Annotated in this window: 18 protein-coding genes and 1 riboswitch; of the genes, 5 read left to right on the top strand and 13 right to left on the bottom strand. The window is 64.6% G+C overall.

All coding sequences use genetic code 11. The features are described 5' to 3' along the window. Window positions 1-213 precede the first annotated feature (213 nt). From JYG34_RS02860 to JYG34_RS02840, 5 genes are all read right to left on the bottom strand, one after another. Complete coding sequence (locus JYG34_RS02860; protein WP_213659394.1) at window positions 214-1128, bottom strand: GNAT family N-acetyltransferase; 915 nt, start codon at window positions 1126-1128, stop codon at window positions 214-216. Further along, entirely contained in the window at window positions 1125-2417 is a 1293-nt protein-coding gene (locus JYG34_RS02855; protein WP_213659393.1) for a phenylacetate--CoA ligase family protein, read from the bottom strand. The genes JYG34_RS02860 and JYG34_RS02855 overlap by 4 nt, the downstream gene beginning before the upstream one ends. Window positions 2418-2446: 29 nt before the next feature. Beyond that, window positions 2447-4855: an acyl-CoA reductase gene (locus tag JYG34_RS02850; protein ID WP_213659392.1), complete on the bottom strand. Its 2409-nt coding sequence runs from the start codon at window positions 4853-4855 to the stop codon at window positions 2447-2449. 1 nt (window position 4856) lies between these two features. Further along, entirely contained in the window at window positions 4857-5981 is a 1125-nt protein-coding gene (locus JYG34_RS02845) for an acyl-protein synthase (protein ID WP_213659391.1), read from the bottom strand. A 369-nt stretch (window positions 5982-6350) separates the two neighbouring features. After that, window positions 6351-9281 (bottom strand): TonB-dependent receptor, encoded by a 2931-nt coding sequence (locus JYG34_RS02840; protein WP_283811797.1) that lies wholly within the window; start codon window positions 9279-9281, stop codon window positions 6351-6353. A gap of 179 nt (window positions 9282-9460) precedes the next feature. Between JYG34_RS02840 and JYG34_RS02835 the strand changes: the two genes are divergently transcribed. Genes JYG34_RS02835 through JYG34_RS02825 form a run of 3 tightly spaced genes read left to right on the top strand, consistent with a single transcriptional unit; the run spans window position 9461 to window position 11857 of the window. Further along, window positions 9461-10000 carry a sigma-70 family RNA polymerase sigma factor gene (locus JYG34_RS02835; RefSeq protein WP_213659389.1) on the top strand — a complete coding sequence of 180 codons (540 nt, stop codon included), beginning with the start codon at window positions 9461-9463 and terminating at the stop codon, window positions 9998-10000. After that, the gene (locus tag JYG34_RS02830; RefSeq protein ID WP_213659388.1) at window positions 9993-10922 is read left to right on the top strand and encodes a FecR domain-containing protein; all 930 of its coding nucleotides are present in this window, start codon (window positions 9993-9995) and stop codon (window positions 10920-10922) included. Before JYG34_RS02835 ends, JYG34_RS02830 begins: the two co-directional genes overlap by 8 nt. A gap of 44 nt (window positions 10923-10966) precedes the next feature. Then, window positions 10967-11857: an alpha/beta hydrolase gene (locus tag JYG34_RS02825; protein WP_213659387.1), complete on the top strand. Its 891-nt coding sequence runs from the start codon at window positions 10967-10969 to the stop codon at window positions 11855-11857. Between the two features lie 94 nt (window positions 11858-11951). On the opposite strand, the gene JYG34_RS02820 is transcribed toward JYG34_RS02825, so the two are convergent. From JYG34_RS02820 to JYG34_RS02810, 3 genes are read right to left on the bottom strand one after another with little or no spacing between them, the layout of a single operon-like run. Then, window positions 11952-12764, bottom strand: coding sequence for a nucleotidyltransferase domain-containing protein (locus JYG34_RS02820; protein ID WP_213659386.1), 813 nt, complete (start codon window positions 12762-12764; stop codon window positions 11952-11954). Between the two features lie 23 nt (window positions 12765-12787). Beyond that, a complete protein-coding gene (locus tag JYG34_RS02815) occupies window positions 12788-13993 on the bottom strand; it encodes an RtcB family protein (RefSeq protein ID WP_213659385.1) in 1206 nt (401 codons plus the stop codon). A gap of 39 nt (window positions 13994-14032) precedes the next feature. Next, a complete protein-coding gene (locus JYG34_RS02810) occupies window positions 14033-15163 on the bottom strand; it encodes a slipin family protein (protein WP_213659384.1) in 1131 nt (376 codons plus the stop codon). Between the two features lie 600 nt (window positions 15164-15763). Between JYG34_RS02810 and rtcR the strand changes: the two genes are divergently transcribed. Further along, window positions 15764-17347, top strand: a complete 1584-nt coding sequence (rtcR, locus tag JYG34_RS02805; protein ID WP_213659383.1) for an RNA repair transcriptional activator RtcR — start codon at window positions 15764-15766, stop codon at window positions 17345-17347. Between the two features lie 36 nt (window positions 17348-17383). Further along, window positions 17384-17525: riboswitch (FMN riboswitch) on the top strand. Window positions 17526-17605: 80 nt separating this feature from the next. Then, entirely contained in the window at window positions 17606-18256 is a 651-nt protein-coding gene (gene ribB / locus JYG34_RS02800; RefSeq protein WP_213659382.1) for a 3,4-dihydroxy-2-butanone-4-phosphate synthase, read from the top strand. A 160-nt stretch (window positions 18257-18416) separates the two neighbouring features. On the opposite strand, the gene JYG34_RS02795 is transcribed toward ribB, so the two are convergent. The 5 genes from JYG34_RS02795 to JYG34_RS02775 form a co-directional block, all read right to left on the bottom strand. Further along, window positions 18417-18662, bottom strand: coding sequence for a DUF3077 domain-containing protein (locus tag JYG34_RS02795; RefSeq protein WP_213659381.1), 246 nt, complete (start codon window positions 18660-18662; stop codon window positions 18417-18419). Next, on the bottom strand, window positions 18659-18904 hold the full coding sequence (locus JYG34_RS02790; protein ID WP_213659380.1) for a hypothetical protein: 246 nt from the start codon (window positions 18902-18904) through the stop codon (window positions 18659-18661). Before JYG34_RS02790 ends, JYG34_RS02795 begins: the two co-directional genes overlap by 4 nt. Before the next feature lie 446 nt (window positions 18905-19350). Then, window positions 19351-20541: an SGNH/GDSL hydrolase family protein gene (locus JYG34_RS02785; RefSeq protein WP_213659379.1), complete on the bottom strand. Its 1191-nt coding sequence runs from the start codon at window positions 20539-20541 to the stop codon at window positions 19351-19353. A gap of 1 nt (window position 20542) precedes the next feature. Further along, window positions 20543-21685 (bottom strand): SGNH/GDSL hydrolase family protein, encoded by a 1143-nt coding sequence (locus tag JYG34_RS02780; protein WP_249746208.1) that lies wholly within the window; start codon window positions 21683-21685, stop codon window positions 20543-20545. After that, window positions 21672-23075 carry an MBOAT family O-acyltransferase gene (locus JYG34_RS02775; RefSeq protein WP_213659378.1) on the bottom strand — a complete coding sequence of 468 codons (1404 nt, stop codon included), beginning with the start codon at window positions 23073-23075 and terminating at the stop codon, window positions 21672-21674. The genes JYG34_RS02780 and JYG34_RS02775 overlap by 14 nt, the downstream gene beginning before the upstream one ends. Window positions 23076-23246 lie beyond the last annotated feature (171 nt).

The raw sequence follows: 23246 nt of genomic DNA, 5'->3' as shown, positions 1-23246 counted from the left end.
ACTGATGGCACACAATCCCGTAGCCCAGCTTTCTGGTAAAATCGATCATCTGTATCAGCCTTTCCTCCCTCGAATCCCTCACGCCTGGTTCATCTGGGGGAACAAATGGGGGTACAGCCGTACAGAAACCGTTGAAACCCTTTAATTACAGTACTTTAGGTGAATAAAAAACCGGCCACAAGCCGGCTTTTTAATGCCCACCATTCACGCTACTCAGCACGCTTCGGCGTGGTGCGCCTGTTGCTTCACGCTGGCAAGCAACGCACGCGCCGTCGGGCAGTGAAGCTGCAGCGAGCGGCCGGAAAAACCGCGCTGCAGCAACCAGTACCAGTGCCGCCCAGGCCCCAGGGCAAGCCCCATGTCGGCATAACCTGCCTGATGAAGCACCGACAACGCCATTGGCAGGTTGGTGTCCATCCTGATCCAGACATGGGTCATCCGGGTAGACGACAATCGTGAGGCTTCGATCATCGCGCAGTGGTTTGCACACTCGATGATCAGGTCCAGGCGATCATCCTCGACTGTAATTTTCGTCAGTGCCGCACGATCCCCGGCAGAGCCGGCCGAAACCGCTCCGAATCGCTCGATCAGCGGGACGATCCACGGCGGCTGCTCGCCTGGCATGCCCCTCAGTGGCAGAGGTAGCGCCTGCAAAGGCAACACACCCAGGATGGCGGTTTCCCGCGCTGGATGGCAGATCGGCGAATCGACGTAATCGAGCAGCAGCCCCGTGGCCTGGAACCCCAGGGCAGCCCCCAGTCGCTGTGTCCACACGTGGCTGGCGACCATCTTGATCGTCAACACAGCCATATGTTGCCGACGGGCCAGGTCACACAAGTGCCGGCCCAAGCGGGTGGCGACGCCCTGCCCCCTCGCCTGGGGATCGACGACGATCATGGCCAGCTCGGCACGACGGTCATCCTCCGATGAGCGCCACAGCAGGGCATGACCGACAATCTGCCCCCCCTGCAACGCGACCACGGATTGCCAGTGCCGCGTCCGGTTGTGGTGACAGATGACGGAGGGCAGGTATATCTGCGGGTAGAAATAGTCTTCGCCATAGACCCTGTTGAACAACGCACTGACCTGCGCCGCGTCGTGCTCCTCGAACCCACGGACGACTATCATCGGGCAGCCTCCTCGGGAAGGGGCTGATAGTCTCGCCTGTCGACAACCCGCAGCAACTTGCCGGTTCGCTGATTCGTCACCAGATCCAAGGGTTGGCACCAACCGACCGACACCACCAGCGCCCCCTTCTCCATGAGCTCGACCACAGCCGCGTCCCCTGCTTTCAGAGACTGCAGCAAGGCCTCGGCGCATCCGCCGTCGCCAGGGTGGGCAATACGAAGCACGATGAAGTCGGTGCCGTTCTTCCTGTCGATCACCAGTTGCCACTGGCATTGCCCCAGGCGTTCCTCGATAGCCACCGCCAGTTCGTCCGGGAAGAGCGTCGCATAACCGACCCGCACCCGGTGACCGAGGCTGCTGCGCCCTGCGAGCTTGAACTTGCGGCTGGCGCTCCCGGGGGCTTCGGTCCATTGCGCCAGGTCACCGACGGGGTAGCGAATGACGGGCATCAAGGCGCGCGTCAGGTTGGTCACCAGTAACAGGCCGGTACGGTTGGCCTCGTGGATTGGCTCGCCCGTGGCTTCATCGACGATTTCGACGAGGGTGTCGGGCTCGAAGACGCGATGCTCACCCGGCGCACAGTCGACCGTGCTGGCGCCGATCAGGCCCGCGTCCACGCTGGCACAGCCGATCGATACTACCTTGGCGTTGGGCAGCACTGCCTTGAACAACGCGCGTTGTTCGGCAAACACGCTTTCCCCGCCATACAGGACCGTCCTCACCCCTGGCAGCTGGACACCGTCCTGTTCGAGACGGGCGATGGCGTGCAGGAGTTTTCCCGGTACGCCCGCCAGAACGTTGATCCCGTGCTGCCCGACCTGCGTCGCCAGTGCCTGTGGATCGACCGTCCCGGTGAAGGGGAACACGCAGATCGGCACCTGAGTCTTGGCCAGCGCCCCTTGAATGAACAGGAAACTGGCGTACAGGTCACCCGCGAAGAACAGATTGGCCACGCGATCCCCAGGCTCGAGCCAGGCGCAGAGACTGCGCCCGAACGTCGTGACGAACCGATCCCACTCCGCTTGGGTGTAGACCGAGTGCTTGGCCGCGCCGGTCGTGCCACCGGTCTTGTAGACGATCGCGTCCGTTACCGGCCCTGTCAGAACAGGCCAGCCTTCGAGCACCGCCCCGCGTGCCCAATACTGGTGGGGATCGACCATCGGCAGGTCGGCCAGTGTCCAGCCCGTTTTCGGGAGCCCCCGATACAGCTGCGCATAGTAAGGGGAATGAGCTCGGACATGATCGACGAGCCATGCCAGTGCAAGCGGGCATTTGCTGTAGTAATCCATGTTGCTGCCTCCTCTAAAGGCACCGTGGGTCAGCGACGTTTGTCGATAAGCAATGGTGTCTTCCCAGTCTGCGGGTGGTTCTCGAAGTGCTGCTGCGCCCGTTGGCACACCTCCAGCTCCAACAACCCAAGTGTCACTGCCTTGCTCAACTCGGCATCGGCACACACCCTGGCCCTGACCACCTCGGGCTCAGCCTCCGCCAGCAGGCGAATACGTTCCAGACCATTGTCAGGGTTGTGCTCCAGGTGCAGTTGCACCGGGGCTTCGGCCAGCGCGGCCAGCCGTTGCGGCCGGATGAACAGCGAACCAATGCGCACCCGCGCACCGTGACGCCCCAGCAGCTCGAAACGTGGCTCCGGCACGCCGCATGGGCACTGGCCACTCACCCAACGCCCCATGTCGCCGATGTCGTAACGGGCAACGTCCTGCCCCTCCCGGGCCTTCGAGGTGAACAGCAAGCGCCCCGCCTCACCCGGGGCAACCGGCTCATCGCGGTCAGGGTCGACGATTTCCAGCCATTGGGTATCGCCCATCAGGTGGAAGACCCCATCCGGGCTGGACGCGCAGGTGTAGCCCAGGGGGCCGGCATCGACGGAGCCATAGAGCGCGGAACGGATGGTCTCGACGCCAAAGCCCTGGATGAACGAGCGCTGTACCGGGGCAAGGTGTTCACCGCCCAGCAGTACCTTGCGGATCCCGCCATAGGCTCGCAATGTTGCGGCCTCGCGGAAGAACAGTTGATGCACCGTGGTCGGCATGCCGATCACAGTGTCGATACGTTCAGAGACGATGAGCTGGGCTATCGCCTGGTAATCGTCACCTTGGGGTCCAGCCATCGGATAGTGACAGGCGCCAAGCTTGTCCAGGACCGTGAAGAAACTGAGCAGGCCGCCGTATAGATTGCCCCCGTACAGCAGGTTGATGACCCGATCCTTGCCAGGCTCCAGGCCGGCGGCAAACAGTCCGTCGGCCGCAGCCTGCATCTGCCGGTGATAATCGCGGTAGGTATATCCGGCAAGGCTTGGCGTTCCCGTGGTCCCACCCGTCCGGAAGAACAGCTGTGCCTGCGCACTCATCGAGCTGTCCAGGAATGCGCTGCGGCTCATGATCGGTTGCCCTTCCAGGCCGGCAGGCGCCTGGCCACAGGCATCCAAGGTCGCCTGCCTGGGCAGGCAGCCCTGCGCCAGGCTCACGGAAACCCGGCGAGCCAACATGCCCAGGGCATACACGCCATCGTGAGGTTCACCGCTATAGCCGTCGTGCATTGTCTGCACCGACGTGACCCGATCGACCCCGGCAGCCAGGAGCAACTGGCTGAGGTGGGCAATGTCGTGGCCCGCGCTGACCAGGCCGCAGGTCTGCAACCGGGTGCGCCAAGGGCGAAGGGCATGCATCACCGCCCGGCGCGGCAACGGTCGAAGCAGGATCGTGCGAAACAGTGGCGAGGGCTCAAGCGCCATCACGTGCTCAAGGATAATCTGCCAGCCCTGGCCCCTCCAGACCTGGCCTCGGCCATCGACGAACGCATGGTCCAACTCGGCCAATGCAAGTTTGGTGGTGACCTGCGCAGCCTCCTGCACACCGGGCGATAACGCAGGCCAGAGGGCATGGCGGCGCCGCATCGCCGCGGCCAGTTGCCCGCCCAACGCTCGCAGCGTGTCCGCATCGTCGCTGTCGACGAACACCACCTGCGGGCTGGAACATGCCTGCTGGTCCAGGCGGCAGACCTCGTCGGCCAGCGCATCGAGCGCACACTCATCAACCGCCTCCGGCACCAGCCAGGCAAAACTGACCTTGTGCCCCCAGGGAATCCATCGACAGCCGTCTGGCATCTGGTCGCGAATGGTCTTCAATGCCTCGCTTCCCCCCCAGGCCGAAACACCATCGGCATAGGGCATCAACCTCGCGAGCTCGGCCTTGGCCACCGGCAATACCGCCACATGGTTGGCCAGTTCGCCGGATCGGTCGCACTGCAGGAAGGCCTGCAGCAACCGGGTGTTCAAGCCCTGGTCGCGTGCGCTGGGGCGCAGCCAGTTGACGTTGCCCACCAGCAAGCTTTCCAGCACGGCAAAGAATGGCAGCAGCGGCGCATTGCCGGGGGTGATATGCAGGATGAGCCCCAGCGGCCGCCAGCTTTCGAAGCGGGGGACCCGATAATCGCGACGACGCAGGGAGAATGGATTGACGCCCAATTCGTTTTCCAGCTTGGCGCGCAGAACGTCAGGCTGGCAGAACGCTCGCAGCTGCTCCCGCAAAGCGGCGTCGAGCTCGGCCAGGAACTCACCGTCCAGCAGTTTCTCGGCAAACCGACCGGCGCAGGCCAGCACGGTCTCGATCCCGCAGGGATGGCTCAACGTGTGCGCCAGTTCGCCCGTCAACCGCACCAATGCCTGGTCCAGCGTCAGGTCCGCCAGGTAGTGCCCTTGAATGAGGTACATATCAGTTCTCCCTTATCAGTTCGGAGGCGGCCAACGCACAACTGCGGCTCTTGCCGGTACCCGCACGCCCAAGAATCTCGAACCAGTCGGTGGCAATGCCGCAGCCACACTCGTCACCGCGATGCAGCACCGCCAGGTCACTCATCACGATGCTGTGGGCGGGGCTGGAGGTGATGTACGGCGACACGAACTGGATGAGCCCCGGCTGCCCGTAACCCTGCAAGGCGAACGTCCCGGTGTGGCGGGTGTAGGCACGGGAGTAGGTGGGCACGTGGTGGCGGTGGTTCGCGCACTCGACATAGGGCACGCAATGCTCGACGGAGCCATAACCGTCGCGGCAGCGCGAGGTCGGTATACCCAGCTGTTCGTTCATTCGCGCATACAGCTGGGCCTTGGGGATCTGCTGGTCGGCATGGGTTTTCCAGCCACCGCCGAACATGGCCAACGATTCGGCGGCAAACTCCAGCGGCGCAATCTTCATTTCACGCATTCGTTCGAGGACGAACCACATGAATGCCGGGAATCCCAGGATGCGCAGAGGCGCATCATCCTGCGCGAACCGCCGCAATGCCTCGATGACACCGAAGGGGTCGAACTCTGTTTGCCTACCGTTATGACGCAGGGCATAGAACGCCTGTTTGACGGGCGCGTACTTGCCAAGGAAATCGTCGGTATAGGCGGTGCCAAGCGCGCTGTGCCCGACGGGCTCGTAGCCCAGCTTCAGGTAGTTGCAGGGCACTTGCGGCGTGTCCCAGCCATACCGCCGATAGATCCGGTCGACCATACCTTGCGCGGCCCCCAGGCTGCGAGCGTCATAGCGCATTCGGCTTTTCTGGCCCGTGGTGCCTGACGAGGTCAGCTCCAGGGCATCCAACCCTGTCTCGCTGAGCAGCAGGTGCTTCTTCAGGTAGTTGGCGAATATCGGTGGCAACTGCCCCCACGTCTCCAGACCCGGGGCAGAAGGATCGAATTGCTGTTGGCGCAACCACTCGGCATAGCCCGGTGAATGCTGTTGGTGGTAAGCCGTGATTTCACGCATCGCGGCATCAAACAGATGATCGGCGTGCTCACCGACCAGGTAGGGGTCATCCAGCGCACAGAGTGCTTCAACGTGTACGAGATTCATCGATCGAGCTCCGAGCCATGAACTGAGAAACAACCGTGGCCAATTCGCAAGCAGGCGTGGGAACTGCCCGCCACCTCCGAATTGCGACACGGTTGAAACATCGGGAGCGTCTAAAGCGCCGCTGACGGTCAGCGGCTCGTTCAGGCGATCCGAGCGTTGCTGCGAAAAACTCTAAGTCGAAGCGTATGGAAAGTTGGCAGGGAAAATCCGTACGTTATGTGCGTGATTTCGACAAGCGATATGGGGCAGGTGTGCGGATCTGTGTCAGCACAAACACCAAGAAACGTGGGAAATAACAGGAGGCGTTGCAGGCCCGGACACTTGCGCAGCATCGGGCCCACTGATGGCTTTTCGGATTCGCAGGGGGGGCTAGAACCGTGTCTGCATCCCCACCCGCACTGTCCGCCCCGGTGCTGGCATGAAACTCTGCGCCAGCGGGTCCAGGTAATAGCGGTCCGTCAGGTTCTGCACCGACAGGTTCAGTTCGGTGTGCTCCAGCACCTTGTACTTGAGGAACAGGTCGAACAATACCACCGAGCGATAGTCGATCTGCGGCGTGGTGGCGCCAGTCTGCCATGGCTTGTCCATCTGCGCGGTGGGGCCGGAGGTGTAGGTCATGCGCCCACCCACGGTCAGCGCCTCGTCGAAGAAGCGCAGGCCGGTGGTGAGGTTGGCCGAGAACTTCGGCGGGTTCTGGGTGTTGGTGTACGAGCCCATGTAGCTGCCCGGCGTGCAGTCCGGGGTGTTGTGGGTGGGCTGGTAACGATTGGCGCTGGCCCGCAGCTTGGCGGCGAAGGCCGCGTCGCAGGTTTCGGTCTTCAGGTAGTAGGTGGCCGACAGGTCGGCGAACACGCGCCCGGCATCGTAGTGCGACTGCAGCTCCAGGCCACGGGTGCGGAAACGGTCGGTGTTGCTGAAGGTCATCTGCCCCCACTTGCCCGGGCTCGGGTCGTAGTAGCGGGTGATGTAGTTTTTGATGTCGTTGTCGAAGAACGCCAGCTTCGCCGAGGCCTCGTCGCCCGCGGTCAGCAGGTTGCTGCGCAAGGCACTGACCCCGACTTCCCAGCTGCGCGAACGCTCGGGCTCGAGGTGCTTGCCCGGGGTGACCTGCTGGGTGCCCTGGCTGGTCTCGAACAACGAAGGCAGGCGCAGGCCCTGGGTGTACGAGGCATAGACGAAGGTGTCGGGCAGGAACTCGACGTTGATGCCGAAGGCCGGCGCGAAGCCGCCACCGCTGCTCTTGCCCTGCGGGGTGTAGTCGTAACCGGTGACGACGCTGCTGATGTCTTCCGGATACACCGTCACGTCGACCGCGCCAGACTCGTTGAACGGCACGCCATTGAACGGCTCGTTGCTGTTCTCGAAGACGATGCCGTTGTTCAGGCGTGGGTCGGTGGCATCGGTGTACTGCCCGTTCTGGTCGGGGAACCACATCATGCTGCCCCAATGCCCCGGGCTGCTCGCGGTGAGCCAGCGCATCTCGCGCTCCTCGCGGCGGGCCTCGGCCAGCACGGTGTTGTCCTTGGTACGGTAGTGGGCGTAGCGGCCGCCGCCCCACAGCGTCACCTGCTCGATGGGCTGGTACTCCAGCTTGCCGTTGAAACTGAACTCCTGGCGTGATGCATCGCGCAGCATGCGGTTGGCGTTGATGTCGTGCTGGGTGGCGACCACGTTTTTCTGCGGTTGCAAGTCCTCGACCTGGAAGGTGCCACCCAAGTCGAGCTTGAAGTCGCCGTAGCCTGTGGTGAAGCGCGACACGTTGTTCAAGTCGCCACCGATACGCCGGTCGTCCTGGCGCGACCAGCTGCGGTCGGTGCGAAACAGCTGCGACTTGGGCGCCATCCAGGCCGCGCTCAGTGTGCTGGTCTTCGAGTCGGTCATCCACAGGTTGCCGGTGAGGTCCACCCACGGGTTGCCTTCGGGCAGGTAGTGGTAGCGCGCGGTGTAGGTGTCGATGTCGATTTCGGACTGGGGGTACTGATAGATGCCGGCCGTGCCGAAGCGGAAGATGTCCGACGGCATGATCTCGCCCATGCGCCCTTCGAAACGACGGTAGCCCAGCTCCAGGGTGTGGTCGTCCGCCAGCCGCCAGGTGCTCTTGAGCAGGTAGGAGTCGGTCTGCGCCGACGAGTTGAGCACCTCCTCGCCGGCGTTGTAGGTGGTGGCCACGCTGGACTGCTCGTCACCATCGCGATCGTAGAGGCGGTAGCGGTCCTGGCCTTTCTTGCCCGAGAAGTAGTTGCCCTGGTTGCGGTGCGCATAGGCCGCCACGAGGTCTACGCGCTCGTTGCTGTAGGCGAAGGCCGCGCTGCCAGATTCGGCCTTCGAACCGAACAGGCCGTTGCGCTTGTCACGGGGTGCGGCGCTCAGGTCCTCGTCCCGGGAATGGCTGTTGCGATGGTCGGGCTCGACGCCGTTGTTCCAGAGGTTGCCGGTCAGGCGTAAGCCCACGTCCTTGCCGTCCACCAGGATGTCGTCGACGCCCAGGGTCTTCATCTCCACCGAGCCGCCGATTGCGCCCGAGCGGGTGCTCGGGCCTTTGTTGACGGTGACGCTGCTGAGCAGGTCCGGGTCGATGTAGCTGCGCTGCTGGGTGCCGCCGTAGCCGCGATAAACATCCAGCGCCTGCTCCGAACCATCGACCCGAACGGCCACCCGGCTCTGCCCCTGGATGCCCCGGATATTGACGTCGAGTGCACCGCCATTGCGGCTGTCGCCCACCTGCACGCCCGCCACGCCCTTGAGCATGTCGCCCACCGACACCGTGCCGAAGCGGTCAAGGTCTTCCCGCGACAGATGCACCGTTGAACGAGGCGCGCGGTAGGTGTCCTGCTGCGGATCGAGCAGTTCGGTGGAATCGACCACGGTCGCGCTCAACTCGGTGGCGGTGGAAGATGCCTGGGTCTGCGGCGCCAGGAGGTAGGTGCCCGACGCGCTCGCCAGCAGTTGCAGCCCGGTGTTCGCCAACAGGCGACGCGCCCCTTCCAGCACCGTGTAGCGCCCTTTGAGCGAGGGCGCCGCACGCCCCCGGGTCAGCTCGGGGTCATAGGAGAGCAGCAGGCCGGACTGGTTGGCGAACACCCCCAGCGAAGTCCCCAATGGGCCTTGGCCGATGTCGTAGTCGCGCAGTGTGGCGTCGTCCAGGCGCGTGGCCACGCTGGTTGCCGCGCCAGCGGCCTGGGCCAGGGAAGCGCCGCCTGCCATCAGGCAGCCGAGCATCGCGCAGCGTACGGCGAAACTGATCGGGGACGGGCGCGGCAAAGGGCGCGAAACAGGGGGAAACCGACGTGCTGCGGGCATGCTTTTCTCGCTCGTAGGGTTTGCGCCCGGCACTCGATGCGGGCTTCTACCCTTTCTGTCGCACGAGATCGAAAAAGGTATATGCACTCGATTCGTATTTTCATCGGAGGCTTGTGAATCAAAGGAAACCAGTGATAATGGTTTTCATTTGCGCAATCACAACTCCGATTCAGCCCACCATGACCGCCTTCGAAAACCCTCCCCTGCGCACCGATCCCTGCGCCGTCACGACGCTGTACCTCGAGAACCACGCCTGGTTGCGCGGCTGGCTGGCGTATCGGCTGCGCTCGTGGGGGCATGGCGTGGCCGACGACCTGGCCCAGGACATCTTCCTGCGCGTGCTCACCAGCCGCGACGCCACGCAGCCGGACACCCTGCGCCAACCCCGCGCCTACCTGGCCCGCATCGCCAACTGCGTGCTGGTCAGCTGGCGCCGTCGTCACTCCCTCGAACAGGCCTGGCTCGAAGCGCTGGCGCAGGTCCCGGCGCCAGAGCATCCCTCCCCGGAGCAGCAAAGCGTGATCCTCGAGACCCTGCACGAGATCGACGCCGTGCTCGACACCCTGCGCCCGCGCGTGCGCCAGGCGTTCCTGATGGCGACCCTCGATGGCATGAAACAGAAGGACATCGCCCAGGCCCTGAACATCGCCCTGCCGACGGTGAAGAAGTACATCCACGAAGGCTACCTGACCTGCTTGAGCCAGATGCCTGATGACTGATACATCGATCGCTCGCCCAGTGCTCGCCCAGGCCGCCTCGTGGTTGCTGCTGATGCAGGAAGGGCCGCTGACCGCGGAACAGAAGGCTCGTCTGGCGCAGTGGCGGCAAGCCGATCCGGAACACGAACGGGCGTGGAACCGCGCCCAGCGCCTGCTCGATCGCCTCGGCACCCTGCCCCCGACCCTGGCCAGGCATAGTCTGGCGCGGCCAACGAGCCACGACCGGCGCACCGTGCTGCGCGGGTTGCTGCTGTTGATCGGCGCCGCGCCGCTGGGCTGGTGGGCCTGGCGGCGCGGCGCGCCCGACAGCCACTACCAGACCGTCGTGGGCGAGCGCCGAGACGTGCGCCTGGCAGACGGCGGCAGTGTCTCGCTCAACAGCGACACGGCCATGGATGTGCGTTTCACGAGGGACCTGCGCCTGCTGCAGTTGCAACGCGGCGAGCTGTACATCGTCACCGCCAGCGACCCGCAGGTACCCGCGAGACCCTTCAAGGTGCAGGCCGAACAAGGCATCCTGCACGCACTGGGCACCCGCTTCAGCGTACGCCAGCTGCCCGGGGAAACCCTGCTCGCGGTCTACGAAGGCGCCGTTCACGTCGCGCCCCATGAGGCCATCGTCCGCGCCGGGCAGCAGGTGCGCTTCAGCCACGAGCGCCTGGGGCCCATCGAGGCGACCAGCGAAGCCTTGATCGCGTGGCGCAACGGGCTGTTGCTGGTGGACGACATGCCGCTGGCGCAGTGGGCACAGGAGATGATGCGTTACACCACACGGCCATTGGCTTGTGATCCGGGTGTGGGAACATTGCGCGTCTCTGGCACCTTCCCCGTCGATGACTTGCCCCTGGCCCTGGCCATGCTCACCCAGACCTACGGGCTACAGGTGAACGACGACAAGACGCAGGTGGTCATCAGCCGCTGAACCGGTCAGCCTGCATGGGTTTCGCAAAGATCAGGAACACCGACATGAAGCTTCTTCCCCTTTTCCTGGCCCTGGCGATGAGCACCCCGGCCTTCGCCCAGGCGCAGCCCGAGCAACTGATGGACAGCACCCTGCTGCAACGCCAGGACCTCGCCTACCGCTTCAGCCACCTCGACCTGGACTCGCAGGACGGCCAGCGCCACTACCGCCTGTGGATCGGCGAACCCAAGCGCCCGGCCCCCGCGACCGGCCATCCGGTCCTGTGGATGCTCGACGGCAACGCCGCCCTCGGCGCCCTGCAGGCGCGGCAGCTGGAGCAGCTCGCCGCCGGGCAAGCCCCGGTGCTGGTCGCCGTCGGCTACCAGACCGACCAGCGCATCGAGCGCAACGCCCGCACCTTTGACTACACACCCAACGTGCCTGGGCTGGCCGAACAGCGCGATCCCCTGACCGGCCAGCCCAGTGGTGGCGTCGATGCGTTCCTCGACCTGCTGGAACAACGCATGCGCCCAATGGTCGCCGGCGTCGCCGCCATCGACCCGCACCGGCAGACACTGTGGGGGCACTCCTACGGAGGCCTTGCGGTGCTGCATGCGCTGTTCACCCGCCCCGGCATGTTCAGCGACTACGCGGCGGCCAGCCCTTCGCTGTGGTGGAACGACGGCGCCATCCTGCGCGAAGCAACGGGGTTGCAGCAGCGGTTAGCCGAAAGCCGCCCGCGGCTGTTGCTGATGCGTGGTTCGCAAGAGCCTGCGAATCCACGGGGGCCTGTGGAGGGTGACGCCGAACGGCCGATGCGTGGTTTGGTCGGCGATCTGGAACAGGTGGAAGGCTTGCAGTTGACCTTCCAGCGCTTTGAGGGCCTGGGGCACGGCCCGATGCTGCCGGCGTCGTTGCACTACGTGCTGAGCCAGAGCTCTGCGCGATCCCTGTAGGAGCGGCTTCAGCCGCGATCCAGGCAACGCGGTGCCTGGCACCCGCATTGCGGGTGATCGCGGCTGAAGCCGCTCCTACAGGGCTCGCGCCAAATCAAAGAGGTACGGGTTGCGTAAACCGCCAAACGGTCTCGCGCAGGAACACATCCAACCTGCCAGTATCCCCGCGCGCCACTGGAACCTCCTGCGCCCCGTCGGCCCGTTCGAGCTCTGCCTCGATGAACGCATGCAGCACTTCATCACGCGGCCCCTGCTCAGCCTCGCCCGAGCGCCGCTTCACCTCAAGCAACGCATCGATCGCCACCTGCAACCCCGGCTCGTCGACGGTACGCGCCATCAATGCCGGAAATGCCGTCGGCGGCATGCCCAGCCCGCGGTCGATCCAGCGCACCGCCAGCAACGGTCGGATCACGTAGAGGTACTTCTTGTAGCGCACCGTCTCGCCCAGCAGATAGCCGCGCAGGTTCTTGCGCGCCATCGACAGGTAATGATGACGCACCGCCCGCGGCGAATAGCATTCATCACCCAACGCCCGCAAGCCTCGCGCAGCCTCGGCGTCGGCGCGGTACACCAGCGGTGAGCCCAGCCACTCGAGCAGGCTGGGGTTGGCGCCGCGCATCAGGCGCAAGGCCTTGCGCAGCTCCCAGCCGCTGACGTCCAGCTCATCGCTCAAGGGCCGCTCGATCACATCACGCGGCTCATCCACGCGCAGGTACCAATCGGCACGCGGTACGTAAATGAAACGCACATCGTAGTCACTGTCCGGCGAGGCGAAGCCCCAGGCCCGGCTGCCGGACTCGCAGGCGTAGAGCACCGTCACCTGGTGCTCGCGCTCGATACGTTGCAATTCATCCAGCACCCGCTCACGCATGGCAGTAGACAGTGGATGCAATGCTTCCTGATTCATGGCCCCGATCCTTGTGCAGGGGTTCAACCTTTCACGCACACCACCTGACGCAGGGTGTGCACAACTTCGACCAGCTCGCGCTGGGCGTGCATGACCGCATCGATATCCTTGTAGGCCATTGGAATCTCATCGATCACGTCCTTGTCCTTGCGGCACTCCACATGGGCGGTGGCGCGCTGCTGGTCCTCGACGGTGAAGCGGCTCTTGGCCTTGGTGCGGCTCATCACCCGGCCCGCACCGTGGCTGCACGAGCAGAACGATTCCTCGTTGCCCAGGCCGCGGACGATGAAGCTCTTGGCGCCCATCGAGCCTGGGATGATGCCCAGCTGGCCCTTCTGCGCCGACACCGCGCCCTTGCGGGTCACCAATACCTCGCGGCCGAAGTGCTGCTCCTTCTGCACGTAGTTGTGGTGACAGTTGACCGCTTCGAGGCTGGCCTCGAACGGCCTTCCCAACACCTTGCGGGTGGCGGCGACCACCGCCAGCATCATCAGCTCGCGGTTGTGCCGGGCGAAGTCCTGCGCCCATTCCACCGCCTCGACGTAGTCGGCGAAGTGGCGGCTGCCTTCCTCGAAGTACGCCAGGTCACGGTCCGGCAGGTTGACCATGTGCTGGCGCATGTCGGCCTGGGCCAGTTCGATGAACAGGTTGCCAATGGCATTACCCACACCGCGCGACCCGCTGTGCAGCATGAACCAGACGCGGTCGGCCTCGTCCAGGCAGACTTCGATGAAGTGGTTGCCGCCCCCCAGCGTTCCCAGGTGCTGGCGGTTGTTGGTCTTCTCCAGCCGCGGGTGCTTGTCGGTGATCGCCTTGAAGCGCCCGGCAAGTCCGCTCCACACCTGGTCGGCCTGGCTCGGTACGTTGTCCCAGGCGCCCTGGTCACGCTGGCCGAAGGTCTTGCCGTGGGGTACGGCCTTCTCGATGGCCGTGCGCAGGCCGTGCAGGTTGTCCGGCAGGTCGCGGGCGTGCAGCGAGGTGCGCGCGGCGATCATGCCGCAACCGATGTCCACGCCCACCGCTGCCGGGATGATCGCGCCCACGGTGGGGATCACACTGCCGATGGTCGAGCCCTTGCCCAGGTGCACGTCCGGCATCACCGCCAGGTGCTTGAAGATGAACGGCATCTTCGCCGTGTTCATCAGTTGCTTGCGGGCGTCGTCCTCGACCGGCACGCCGTCGGTCCACAGTTTGATCGGCTTGCCGCCCGCCACTTCGAGTATGTTCATTGCCTTGTTCCTTGTTGCGCTACGTCATGTCGCAAAGGGTCAACCCGCCTTGAGGCTGACCATTCCATTCAATACCTGATCCAGGCCACCGAACACCGAAATCCGGTCGATGCGCTCGGCCACCCGCTCCAGGGTTTCCAGCTCCTTCAGGCGCAGGGCCGTCGGGTTGCCTTCCATCACCTTGGCGGTGTTGAGCAGCGAGCGAGTCGCCTGAGTTTCCTCGCGGCGCCGGATCACGTTGGCCTGGGCGGCCTTCTCCGCCTCCACCACCTGCGCCAGCAGGGTCTTCATCTCGCCCGGCAGGATGATGTCGCGCACCCCCAGGCTGCTGACTTCCAGGCCACTGCCTTGCAGCTGTGCCAGCAGGTGCTCGGCGACGCTACCGTCGATGGACTGCTTGTCCTCCAGCAGCTCGTCGAGGGTGCGGGTACCCACCGCCGCACGCAAGCCGAACTGCAGCTCGCGGTACAGATGCTCCACCGGTTTGCTCATCTGCCCGTGGGCACCGAGCACATCGGTGTAGCGCCAGTTGGCCACCAGGCTCAGGCGCAGGCTGACCTTGTCGCGGGTGAGGATCTCCTGGCCGTTCACCTCCAGCGCCTGCAGGCGGGTGTCGACCATCTCCACCGCTACCTGGCTGCCGCAGCGCCAGTAACCATGCCGGCCCGGCTCGAGCAACCCGGCCACCACGCCGTCGATCTTCAGTACGCCGACATGGAAGGCCGGCACCAGCGCCAGCAGGACCAGGTCCGTGCCGACCACACCGGGGCGGTTCAGGCGAACCACCAGTTCATCGTCCAGGCGCCGGCCCTGATTCAAGTCGATGCGCTGCAAACCATGCTCGACCTGGCCTTTCCAGTACAGGCGGCGGCTATCAGGGGCCAGCAGCTCGACCAGGCGGCCGTTCTCGAAACGCAGGCCAACCTCGTGCTGCGCCAGGTCCATGGCTTCGAAATGCTGTTCGACCAGTGCCGGCTCATGCCCACGCAGGTACTGCGCCAGCGGGTGGTCGAACAGCGGGGATTGGAGGCTGAAGGTGGTCACCGTCAGCCGGTCTTGCCAGTCGAAACGCTGGTACTGGCCAGGCTCGAGGATCGACACGAAGTCGCCTTCGCTCATCAACAGGCCGCGTTCGTTTTTCTTCACCACAAAGCGTTTCAACAGTTTCATCTTGCTCATCCTTTTATCAATATCCTTGGTTGCGGGTGGTCGCCGACTCACCGAGCGCCGTGGGCGAAGCCTGGCGGAGTCCGGGGCCGGGAGCGTTTGCTCCGGTGGCCGCCATCGTTGCGCCAGGCCCGGCCGGCGGGCCGGGTGGGCCAGCGGTGGCCCAGGCGTCCTTCGCAAAAGCGGACCATCCTGGCCCTGGTTGCGTTGCCTGTGCCCCACCTGCGGGTGTTGCGTTTGTAGCTACCGTGGAAGGGTAGTGTCGGGACAGGGCCCGACGAGCGCCTCGCAAGCCTGTTCAAGGCTTGCGCCGCAAAGACCGGTCGTTGCGGCGGCGGCATGCACGACACCGACACCTGAAGGTGGGTACGTGCACCGGCGGGGGTTGATCCCCTGACCCGAGGGCCTGCCTGGCGATGCGGTCGGGAGGGATATAGCGAGCGGCGTGCCAGGTTTTCACTCAAGTCTTAAAATATTTTTTAACTATCTGATTTATAACGATTTATTTTTATCTGGCGAATTCACTAGCGCACTGCAACGGACATATCGATTACATTTTTCGTATATCCTGCGATACACATTTATCTTTTTGGATAATCACGGATGACCAAGCCCCTCGTCGCCATCGGCTTTCTCGGCACCACCCTCGACCGCAACGGCAAGGGTGCGGCGCGCTGGAACAAGTGGCGGCCGACCATCGGCCTGTGCCAGCAACCCGACCTGCCCATCGACCGCCTGGAGCTGATCCACGGCCCGAGCGCCCGCGACCAGAGCCTGGCCGACCGCATCCGCGGCGACATCCAGCAGGTCTCGCCCGGCACCGAGGTGCGCCTGCACCCGCTGGCGCTGCGCAACCCGTGGGACTTCGAGGAGGTCTACGGCGCCCTGCACGACTTCGCCAGCGACTACAGCTTCGACACTGAGCACGAGGACTACCTCGTGCACATCACCACCGGCACCCACGTCGCGCAGATCTGCTGGTTCCTGCTCACCGAGGCGCGCTACTTGCCGGCGCGCCTGGTACAGACCTCGCCCTCGCGCAAGCAGGACGAAAACAGCGACCCGGCCGGCATCGCCACCCTGATCGACCTCGACCTGTCGCGCTACGACCCGATCGCCTCGCGCTTTCGCCGCGAGCAGGTCGAGGGGCAGTCGCTGCTCAAGTCCGGCATCGCCACACGCAACCCGGGCTTCAACCGCACCATCGAGCAGATCGAGCGGGTCGCCCTGCGCTCGAAGGCGCCGATGCTGCTGGTCGGCCCGACCGGCGCCGGCAAATCGTTCCTGGCCCGCCGCGTCCATGAACTCAAGCGCGGCCGCCACCAACTCGGCGGGCGCTTCATCGAAGTGAACTGCGCCACCCTGCGTGGCGACGGTGCCATGTCGACCCTGTTCGGCCACGCCAAGGGCGCCTTCACCGGCGCGCAGAACGCCCGCGACGGCCTGCTGCGCGCCGCCGACGGCGGCATGTTGTTCCTCGACGAGATCGGCGAACTGGGTGCCGACGAACAGGCCATGCTGCTCAAGGCCATCGAAGAAAAGCGCTTCTTCCCGCTGGGCGCCGATCGCGAGGTGGAGAGCGACTTCCAGCTGATCGCCGGCACCCACCGCGACCTGCGCGCCAAGGTCGCCGACGGCTCGTTCCGCGAGGACCTGTTCGCCCGCATCAACCTGTGGACCTTCGCCCTGCCGGGCCTGGCCGAACGCCGCGAGGACATCGAACCCAACCTCGATTTCGAGTTGCAGCGCCATGCCCGCGAACAAGGGCGCCAGGTGCGTTTCAACCTTGAGGCCAAGCGCCGCTACCTGGCCTTCGCCCACGCCAGTGAAGCGCGCTGGGCCGGCAACTTCCGCGAGCTGTCGGCATCGATCACGCGCATGGCGACCCTGGCCGACAGCGGACGCATCGACGAAGCACTGGTCGAGGAAGAGATTGGTCGGTTGAGTTATGCCTGGGGCCTGGAACCGGCGGCGGAGCCACTGCTGGCCGGCCGCGAACTGGACCTGTTCGACCAGGTGCAGCTACAGGCGGTGCTGGACGTGTGCCGCCGCGCCCCGAGCCTGTCCGAGGCCGGGCGCCAGCTGTTCGCGGTGTCGCGCCAGGAAAAGGCCAACCCCAACGACGCCGACCGCCTGCGCAAGTACCTGGCGCGCTTCGGGCTGGACTGGCAGCAACTAAAGTCGTAGGGCTTGCCAGCATGCTGGCAGCGTGCTGTATGCTTGGCCGGTCTTCAGGGCGGGGTGAAAGTCCCCACCGGCGGTAAATCGAAAGATGAGCCCGCGAGCGCCCCGGCCATGCCGGGGGTCAGCAGATCTGGTGAGATTCCAGGGCCGACGGTCATAGTCCGGATGAAAGAAGGCGTTTGGCAGGGGCCATCCAGGCGCCCTTGCGCGCGCATTTTGTTCGCCCCGAGACGTTCATCGATCATTCACGAGGAGCGTTTCATGTCCACCTTGCTCAACCAGCAATTCCCCAACGTCAGCGCCGCCATCGCCGCCTTCCAGGCCGGGCGCCCCGTGCTGCTGCTCGACGACGACGACCGCGAGGACGAAGCCGACATCGTCGCCGCCGCCGAGAACCTGTCGTTGCAGACCATGGCCATGATGATCCGCGACTGCAGCGGTATCGTTTGCCTGTGCCTGGACGAAGCCACCGTCGACGCCCTGCAACTTGCGCCGATGGTGCAGAACAACCAGGCCCGCCATGGCACCGGTTTCACCGTCACCATCGAGGCGGCCGAAGGGGTCAGCACCGGCGTGTCGGCCCAGGACCGCATCACCACCATCGAAGCCGCGCTGCGCTCCACCGCGCAGGAGCGCCATATCGTCAGCCCGGGCCATGTGTTCCCGCTGCGCGCCCGTGATGGCGGCGTGCTGACCCGTCGTGGCCACACCGAAGGCTCGGTGGACCTGGCTCGGCTGGCCGGCCTGCGCCCGGCGGCGGTGCTGTGCGAGCTGATGAACCCCGATGGCAGCATGGCCCGGGGCGAGGAGGTGGCGGTGTATGCGCGCCAGTACAACCTGCCGGTGCTGACCATCGAAGAGCTGGCGCGGTATCGCGAGGCGATGGTTGAGCTGGATGTAGAACCGGCTTGATCCCTGTTGGTTTTTTTGATCGCGTAACGACGGCCAGGCGCTAGGCGGCAGCCTTGTGGCGGCCTCGAAATCGAGCGCCGCCCGCGCGGCGCGCGATCTAAAGAGCGCTACAACTTTTCCGCCGAACACCCTGAACACACAGGGCTATTCCCGCGATGAACTACCGATTCAACCCCAACTCCATGTCATCGATCAGCCCCTTGGCCAGCCCGCTGAGAATCCGCGCGGCGCTGGCGGCCATGAGATCCCCCTCCATCTCCGCTTCGGTGGTGAAATGCGCCACGCAGCCAAGCAGCACCGACAGGTCGCTGAAAGCGTGATCGAAAGGAATGCCCGGCTGGATACGGAAGATCTCGAGGCAGGTGGTCGTGCCCTGGGTTGGGCCGGGCTTATGGTCGTCGCTCATACCGGCGCCCCCTTGGCCCGGGCGTGGCGGACCAACGCGATGACCAGTTGAGCGAGGATTTCGGCGCTGTCCATCATCACGTCCAGGCGTTCGTCACGTGGGCAGTGGGTGTAGGCGCTAATGGTGTCGCTGAGGGTGTGCATCAGCTTGTTGGCGTGGGCCATGGCTTCCTCAGGGTCGAGGTCGCTGATGATGGTGACGAAAGGAATTGGGTAAGGTGGATCTGGAATGATCTTTTTCATTGTTGTCACTCTGGAAATGGATTCTAGAGCAACCACCGGCATCCTTCTCACAGACAAGGGTGGCAGCCGTACGCGAGGTGAGAAGACCGTGTTCCAGACACCACGGCCAGACCGAAGCCTGCACGCGCACGGCTACCATTACAGGCAACCTGAATCTAGAAACACAACAGGCTTCTCACACCCGGTCGCCAAATATGACGACCCAGCGACGTTACCCCCGGGGCATTTCCCAGCCAATTCAGAGCCTTCCGGCAAGCGCGTAGGATAGGTCCCAAGCGCTAACCGGCTGAAGGATTTTGTTTCAGATTCGGAAATGTCTGACAGAGGTTAGGCGTCGGCCTTTCGAGGTGCTCGCCGGGAGAGTTGCAGCGACCATGAGATCGAGCGCCGCGCGGGCGGCGCTCGATCCAGAGAACACTGCAAGGCTATCGCCCTGCGCCCGAACCTCAACGCAACCCCAACGGCCCTTTCAAAAACTCATACAACCCCGCCGCACTCTTGCGATAGCCATCCGCCGTCAGGTGCACCAGATCCGGCCGCGCCAACCCACTCGCCTGCCACCCGGCAATCGCGCACGGCCCGCCCATGAACCCCTGCCAGTCCCAGAACAGCGCCTTGTGCCGCTGCGCCATCTGCTTCTGGATACGAATCACCGACGCCAGCGGCCGTGGCTGGCGCGCCGTGCAACTGCCCGCCTTGCGCTGCTTGATCGAATCCGGCGGCCCAACCAGCAGGATCGCCGCCCGTGGCAGGTCCTTGCGCAGGTTGCTGAGCGTTGCATCCAGCTGTGCCTGGTAAAGCCCCAGGTCAAGCGTGTCGTCGAACGCCTCGTTGGTGCCATAGGCGAGGATCACCAGGTCCGGCGCCACCGCCTTGAGGCTGTCGCGCCAACCGGGCTGCCACTTGTCCACCACCTCAAGGCGCGCACCATTGATACCCAGGCTCGAATAGGTCACGCCGGCATTCTTCTGCCCCTGGATATACCAGCCCCCCAGCGCGACGTTGCCGCCCTCCACCGCCAACTGCACTGGCAAGCCGACATTGGTGAACGCCGGGCTGAACCGCCACTGCCCATTGCTCGCCGGCAGCACCCGGCGCTGGCCGCCGTTGGCCAGCAGCGAGGCCGTGCCACTGGCCTGGTACAGCGCCGATATCTTGTAGCGGTGGCTGTCCTGGTCACGCGCCTGGATCACCACGCTGGAGCGCTTGGCCTGGGGCAGCGACAGGTACCCTCCGAGCGGGAACTGGCTGCTCTGCTGGTTGCGCGCCGACACCAACTCCCACTGGCGCTTCTCGCTCTTGATGATCACCCGGTCGTTGCGAATCCCCGGCACCGGCGAAGCCGGCACCAAACCGATGCCGCCGTCGCCGTAGCGCGCCTGCAGCAGGCGACGCAGTTCACCGCTGAACAGGTCGGCGGCGGTGTGCGAGTCGCCCAGCTGGACGATGGAAACCGGCGCCCGGCCGGCGTTGCGCAGCTTGCCGGCGAGCAAGGCAACGTTGCCCTCCTGGCGTGCGACCGGCGCGGCAGCGGGCCGTGCCACGGGCTGGGCGGCCACACTGTTGGCGCCGGTGCTGCAACCCGGCACGGCGCTGATCAGCAGGGCCAGGCCCAGCAGGTGATGCCATTGGCGCATCTCAATGTCCTGTAACGGTCAGGCCCGGGAAGCTGATCAGCGACAACACCTGTTCGGCGATCATCTTCTGGCCTGTGATGGTGAAATGAATGCCGTCGTCGACCCGCACCTTGACCCGCTTGCCCTCCGACGTCCGCACCGTGTACGAGAAACTATCGTCGGTATAGCCAAGGATCGGGTTGGCCGATACATAGTGCTGGCCGAACAGCGCGGTCTGCTCCTGATACAGCCCGCTGAGGTAATTCATGGCCGTGGACAGCCGCGCCTTCTCCATATTAGGCGGGCCGACCCACAGCACCTGCACATTGTGCGCGCGGGCCTGTTCGAGGATCGCGTCGATACGGGCACGGTAGGCGACCTCCCACTCCGGCGACTTGAAGCGCAGGAACGGCTTGCCCTTGCCCTGGGGCATGTCCCAGGGGTCGTTGGGGCCAAGGAACACCACCATCAGGCGGATGTTCGGCTCATGGTCGAGGGTCTCGGCCACGGTCCTGGGCCAATTGAAGAAGCCGGGATAGGCCAGCCCAGTGCTCTGCTTGCTGAGGTTGACAGTGCGGATCTGGTAGCGCTTGCGCAGGGTGTTGGCCAGGTGCGGCGCCACGCCCTGCATCAGCGAATCACCCACGAGGAACACATCGTCGCCTGCGGCCAGGGCCGCGACCTTGCCAGGCTGCAACACGGTCGGCACAGGTGCCGGCGCGGCAACCACCGGCTGCGCGACCGGGACAGGTGCCGGGGTATGCACTGGCGCTGGAGTGTTGTGCGCGGGCAGGTGGGCGACCGCAGGCGGCAACGGCTTGGCCAAGGCCGCCGGGGTCTCCAGATTGACCGTCACTACCGGCACCGATTCAGGCAATACCTCGGCAGCGGGGGCCTCGGCCACCTGCTCGGCCGGCTGCCATTGTTCGATCAGGCGGTCACGTTGCTCTTCCAGCGCCAGGGTCAACTGGGCCCCGAAACGCCAGGCCGGCATCTGCCCCAGCAGCGGGATCTCGCAACTCTCGTGGTACTTCTGCTGGCAATAGAGCTTGATCGAGTCCTGGTTCAGCCAGAACAACAGCACGGTGGTGACCACGATCGCATACAGCGCGCGAGCGGCGCCCATCTGTACCTGGAACAACTGACGGCTATCAGAAGCTTGCATAGATGAACCCCGGCACGCCCGACTGCGAAGCAAAAATCACCAGCGACACACCAACCCCGAGCGGGATCGGGTACAGCTGCCACGGCAAGCGCTGGAATACAGCGCCGCTCTGACGCAACAGCACCAGCAACAACGGATAGCAAGCCACGAACAGCACGCAGGCCAACAGCATCACGCCGGTGGCACTGTTCAGGCCAGCCAGGCTCAGCTGTGTGATGTCACCGAGCATCTCGACCGCGCCGTCCAACGTAGGGCTGCGGAAGAAGATCCAGGCGAACGCCACGTAGTGGAAAGTCATCAAGCGCGCCAGCAGATCGGCGCCGGGCAAACGCTCGAAGCCCGGCAGCAATTGATTGAACAGCTTGGAGATGGCCAGGCCCACGCCATGCAGCGCGCCCCAGATGATGAAATTCACGCTCGCCCCATGCCACAGACCGGACACCAGCATCGCCAGCAGCATGTTCAGGTTGCCGCGCCACACGCCCTTGCGGTTGCCGCCCAGCGGGATGTAGACGTAGTCACGGATGAAGCGCGACAGACTGATGTGCCAGCGCCCCCAGAACTCCTTGAGGTTGCGCGCGGCATAGGGTGCGTCGAAGTTGTCCGGCAGGCGGAAGCCCAGCAACAGGGCGATACCGGTCACCAGGTTGGTATAGCCGCTGAAGTTGAAGTAGATCAGGAAGCTGTAGCCATAGACGCTCAGCAGCACCTGCTCGGGCGTGGCGCTGCCGGGCGTGTCGAACACCGGGTCGACCCATTCGCTGCCCAGCCAGGCACTGAGGAAGAACAACTTGACCACCGCCATGGCGATCAGCCCCAGGGCGCGCTGCGGCTCCAGCACCTGGCGCATGACCTGCGGGCGGATCTGCGGCAGCATGTGCAGGGCGCGGTTGACCGGGCCGGCCACCAGGCTTGGGAAGAACGCCAGGTACAGGGCCAGGTCCAGCGGCGCGGCGGGCGCCAGCTCGCGACGGCTGATCGACACCAGGTAGCTGACTGAATGGAAGGCATAGAACGACAGACCAATCGGCACCAGCACTTCCAGCAGCGGCAGCGACACCTCGAACCCAGCACTGGCCAGCGCGCCCTGGATCCCGCCGACGAAGAACTCCTGGTACTTGAACAGGTAGAAGCAGCCCAGCACCAGGGTCAGCAGCAAGACGCCATTGAACCCGCGCCCGGGGTGGCGCCCCGCCAACAACCCGAGCAGGTACACCAGCGTGCTGTAGCCCAGCAGGATGTACAGCGATTGCAGGCTGAAACTCGCCACCAGGCCATAACTCGCCGCCAGCAGCAGCAGGTTCTGCAACCGCACGCTCCAGCACAGGCACCAATAAAGCATGAAGAACAGCGTGAAACAGAGGCCGAATTCGATCGAAAGGAAGCTCACAACGTAGTCCGTTACGTGACATCAAGAAGGGAGGGCCGCTGACCCGCAGGCCAGAGCGCGCGGATTATGGCAGAGGGCCTGCCCCCTCACAATGCGGCTATCGCACAGAATGCAAGAGGGTTCGCTACAGGCAAGTGCAACAAAATGCGACGAACGATAGGCCCGGGCAAT

The organism is Pseudomonas entomophila (genome assembly GCF_018417595.1).
Classification (GTDB): domain Bacteria; phylum Pseudomonadota; class Gammaproteobacteria; order Pseudomonadales; family Pseudomonadaceae; genus Aquipseudomonas; species Aquipseudomonas entomophila_C.
Note: the sequence above shows the minus strand (reverse complement) of the source record. Positions and strands in the feature narration are given on the sequence as shown.

What these genes read in the sequence shown, in the direction of transcription:
- JYG34_RS02820 (WP_213659386.1), bottom strand. Translation starts at nt 12,764, where the DNA reads ATGAATCAGGAAGCATTGCATCCACTGTCTACTGCCATGCGTGAGCGG.
- JYG34_RS02815 (WP_213659385.1), bottom strand. Translation starts at nt 13,993, where the DNA reads ATGAACATACTCGAAGTGGCGGGCGGCAAGCCGATCAAACTGTGGACC.
- JYG34_RS02795 (WP_213659381.1), bottom strand. Translation starts at nt 18,662, where the DNA reads ATGAGCGACGACCATAAGCCCGGCCCAACCCAGGGCACGACCACCTGC.
- JYG34_RS02835 (WP_213659389.1), top strand. Translation starts at nt 9,461, where the DNA reads ATGACCGCCTTCGAAAACCCTCCCCTGCGCACCGATCCCTGCGCCGTC.
- JYG34_RS02855 (WP_213659393.1), bottom strand. Translation starts at nt 2,417, where the DNA reads ATGGATTACTACAGCAAATGCCCGCTTGCACTGGCATGGCTCGTCGAT.
- JYG34_RS02860 (WP_213659394.1), bottom strand. Translation starts at nt 1,128, where the DNA reads ATGATAGTCGTCCGTGGGTTCGAGGAGCACGACGCGGCGCAGGTCAGT.
- JYG34_RS02850 (WP_213659392.1), bottom strand. Translation starts at nt 4,855, where the DNA reads ATGTACCTCATTCAAGGGCACTACCTGGCGGACCTGACGCTGGACCAG.
- JYG34_RS02780 (WP_249746208.1), bottom strand. Translation starts at nt 21,685, where the DNA reads ATGCAAGCTTCTGATAGCCGTCAGTTGTTCCAGGTACAGATGGGCGCC.
- JYG34_RS02810 (WP_213659384.1), bottom strand. Translation starts at nt 15,163, where the DNA reads ATGAAACTGTTGAAACGCTTTGTGGTGAAGAAAAACGAACGCGGCCTG.
- JYG34_RS02845 (WP_213659391.1), bottom strand. Translation starts at nt 5,981, where the DNA reads ATGAATCTCGTACACGTTGAAGCACTCTGTGCGCTGGATGACCCCTAC.
- JYG34_RS02830 (WP_213659388.1), top strand. Translation starts at nt 9,993, where the DNA reads ATGACTGATACATCGATCGCTCGCCCAGTGCTCGCCCAGGCCGCCTCG.
- JYG34_RS02840 (WP_283811797.1), bottom strand. Translation starts at nt 9,281, where the DNA reads ATGCCCGCAGCACGTCGGTTTCCCCCTGTTTCGCGCCCTTTGCCGCGC.
- rtcR (WP_213659383.1), top strand. Translation starts at nt 15,764, where the DNA reads ATGACCAAGCCCCTCGTCGCCATCGGCTTTCTCGGCACCACCCTCGAC.
- ribB (WP_213659382.1), top strand. Translation starts at nt 17,606, where the DNA reads ATGTCCACCTTGCTCAACCAGCAATTCCCCAACGTCAGCGCCGCCATC.
- JYG34_RS02790 (WP_213659380.1), bottom strand. Translation starts at nt 18,904, where the DNA reads ATGAAAAAGATCATTCCAGATCCACCTTACCCAATTCCTTTCGTCACC.
- JYG34_RS02785 (WP_213659379.1), bottom strand. Translation starts at nt 20,541, where the DNA reads ATGCGCCAATGGCATCACCTGCTGGGCCTGGCCCTGCTGATCAGCGCC.
- JYG34_RS02825 (WP_213659387.1), top strand. Translation starts at nt 10,967, where the DNA reads ATGAAGCTTCTTCCCCTTTTCCTGGCCCTGGCGATGAGCACCCCGGCC.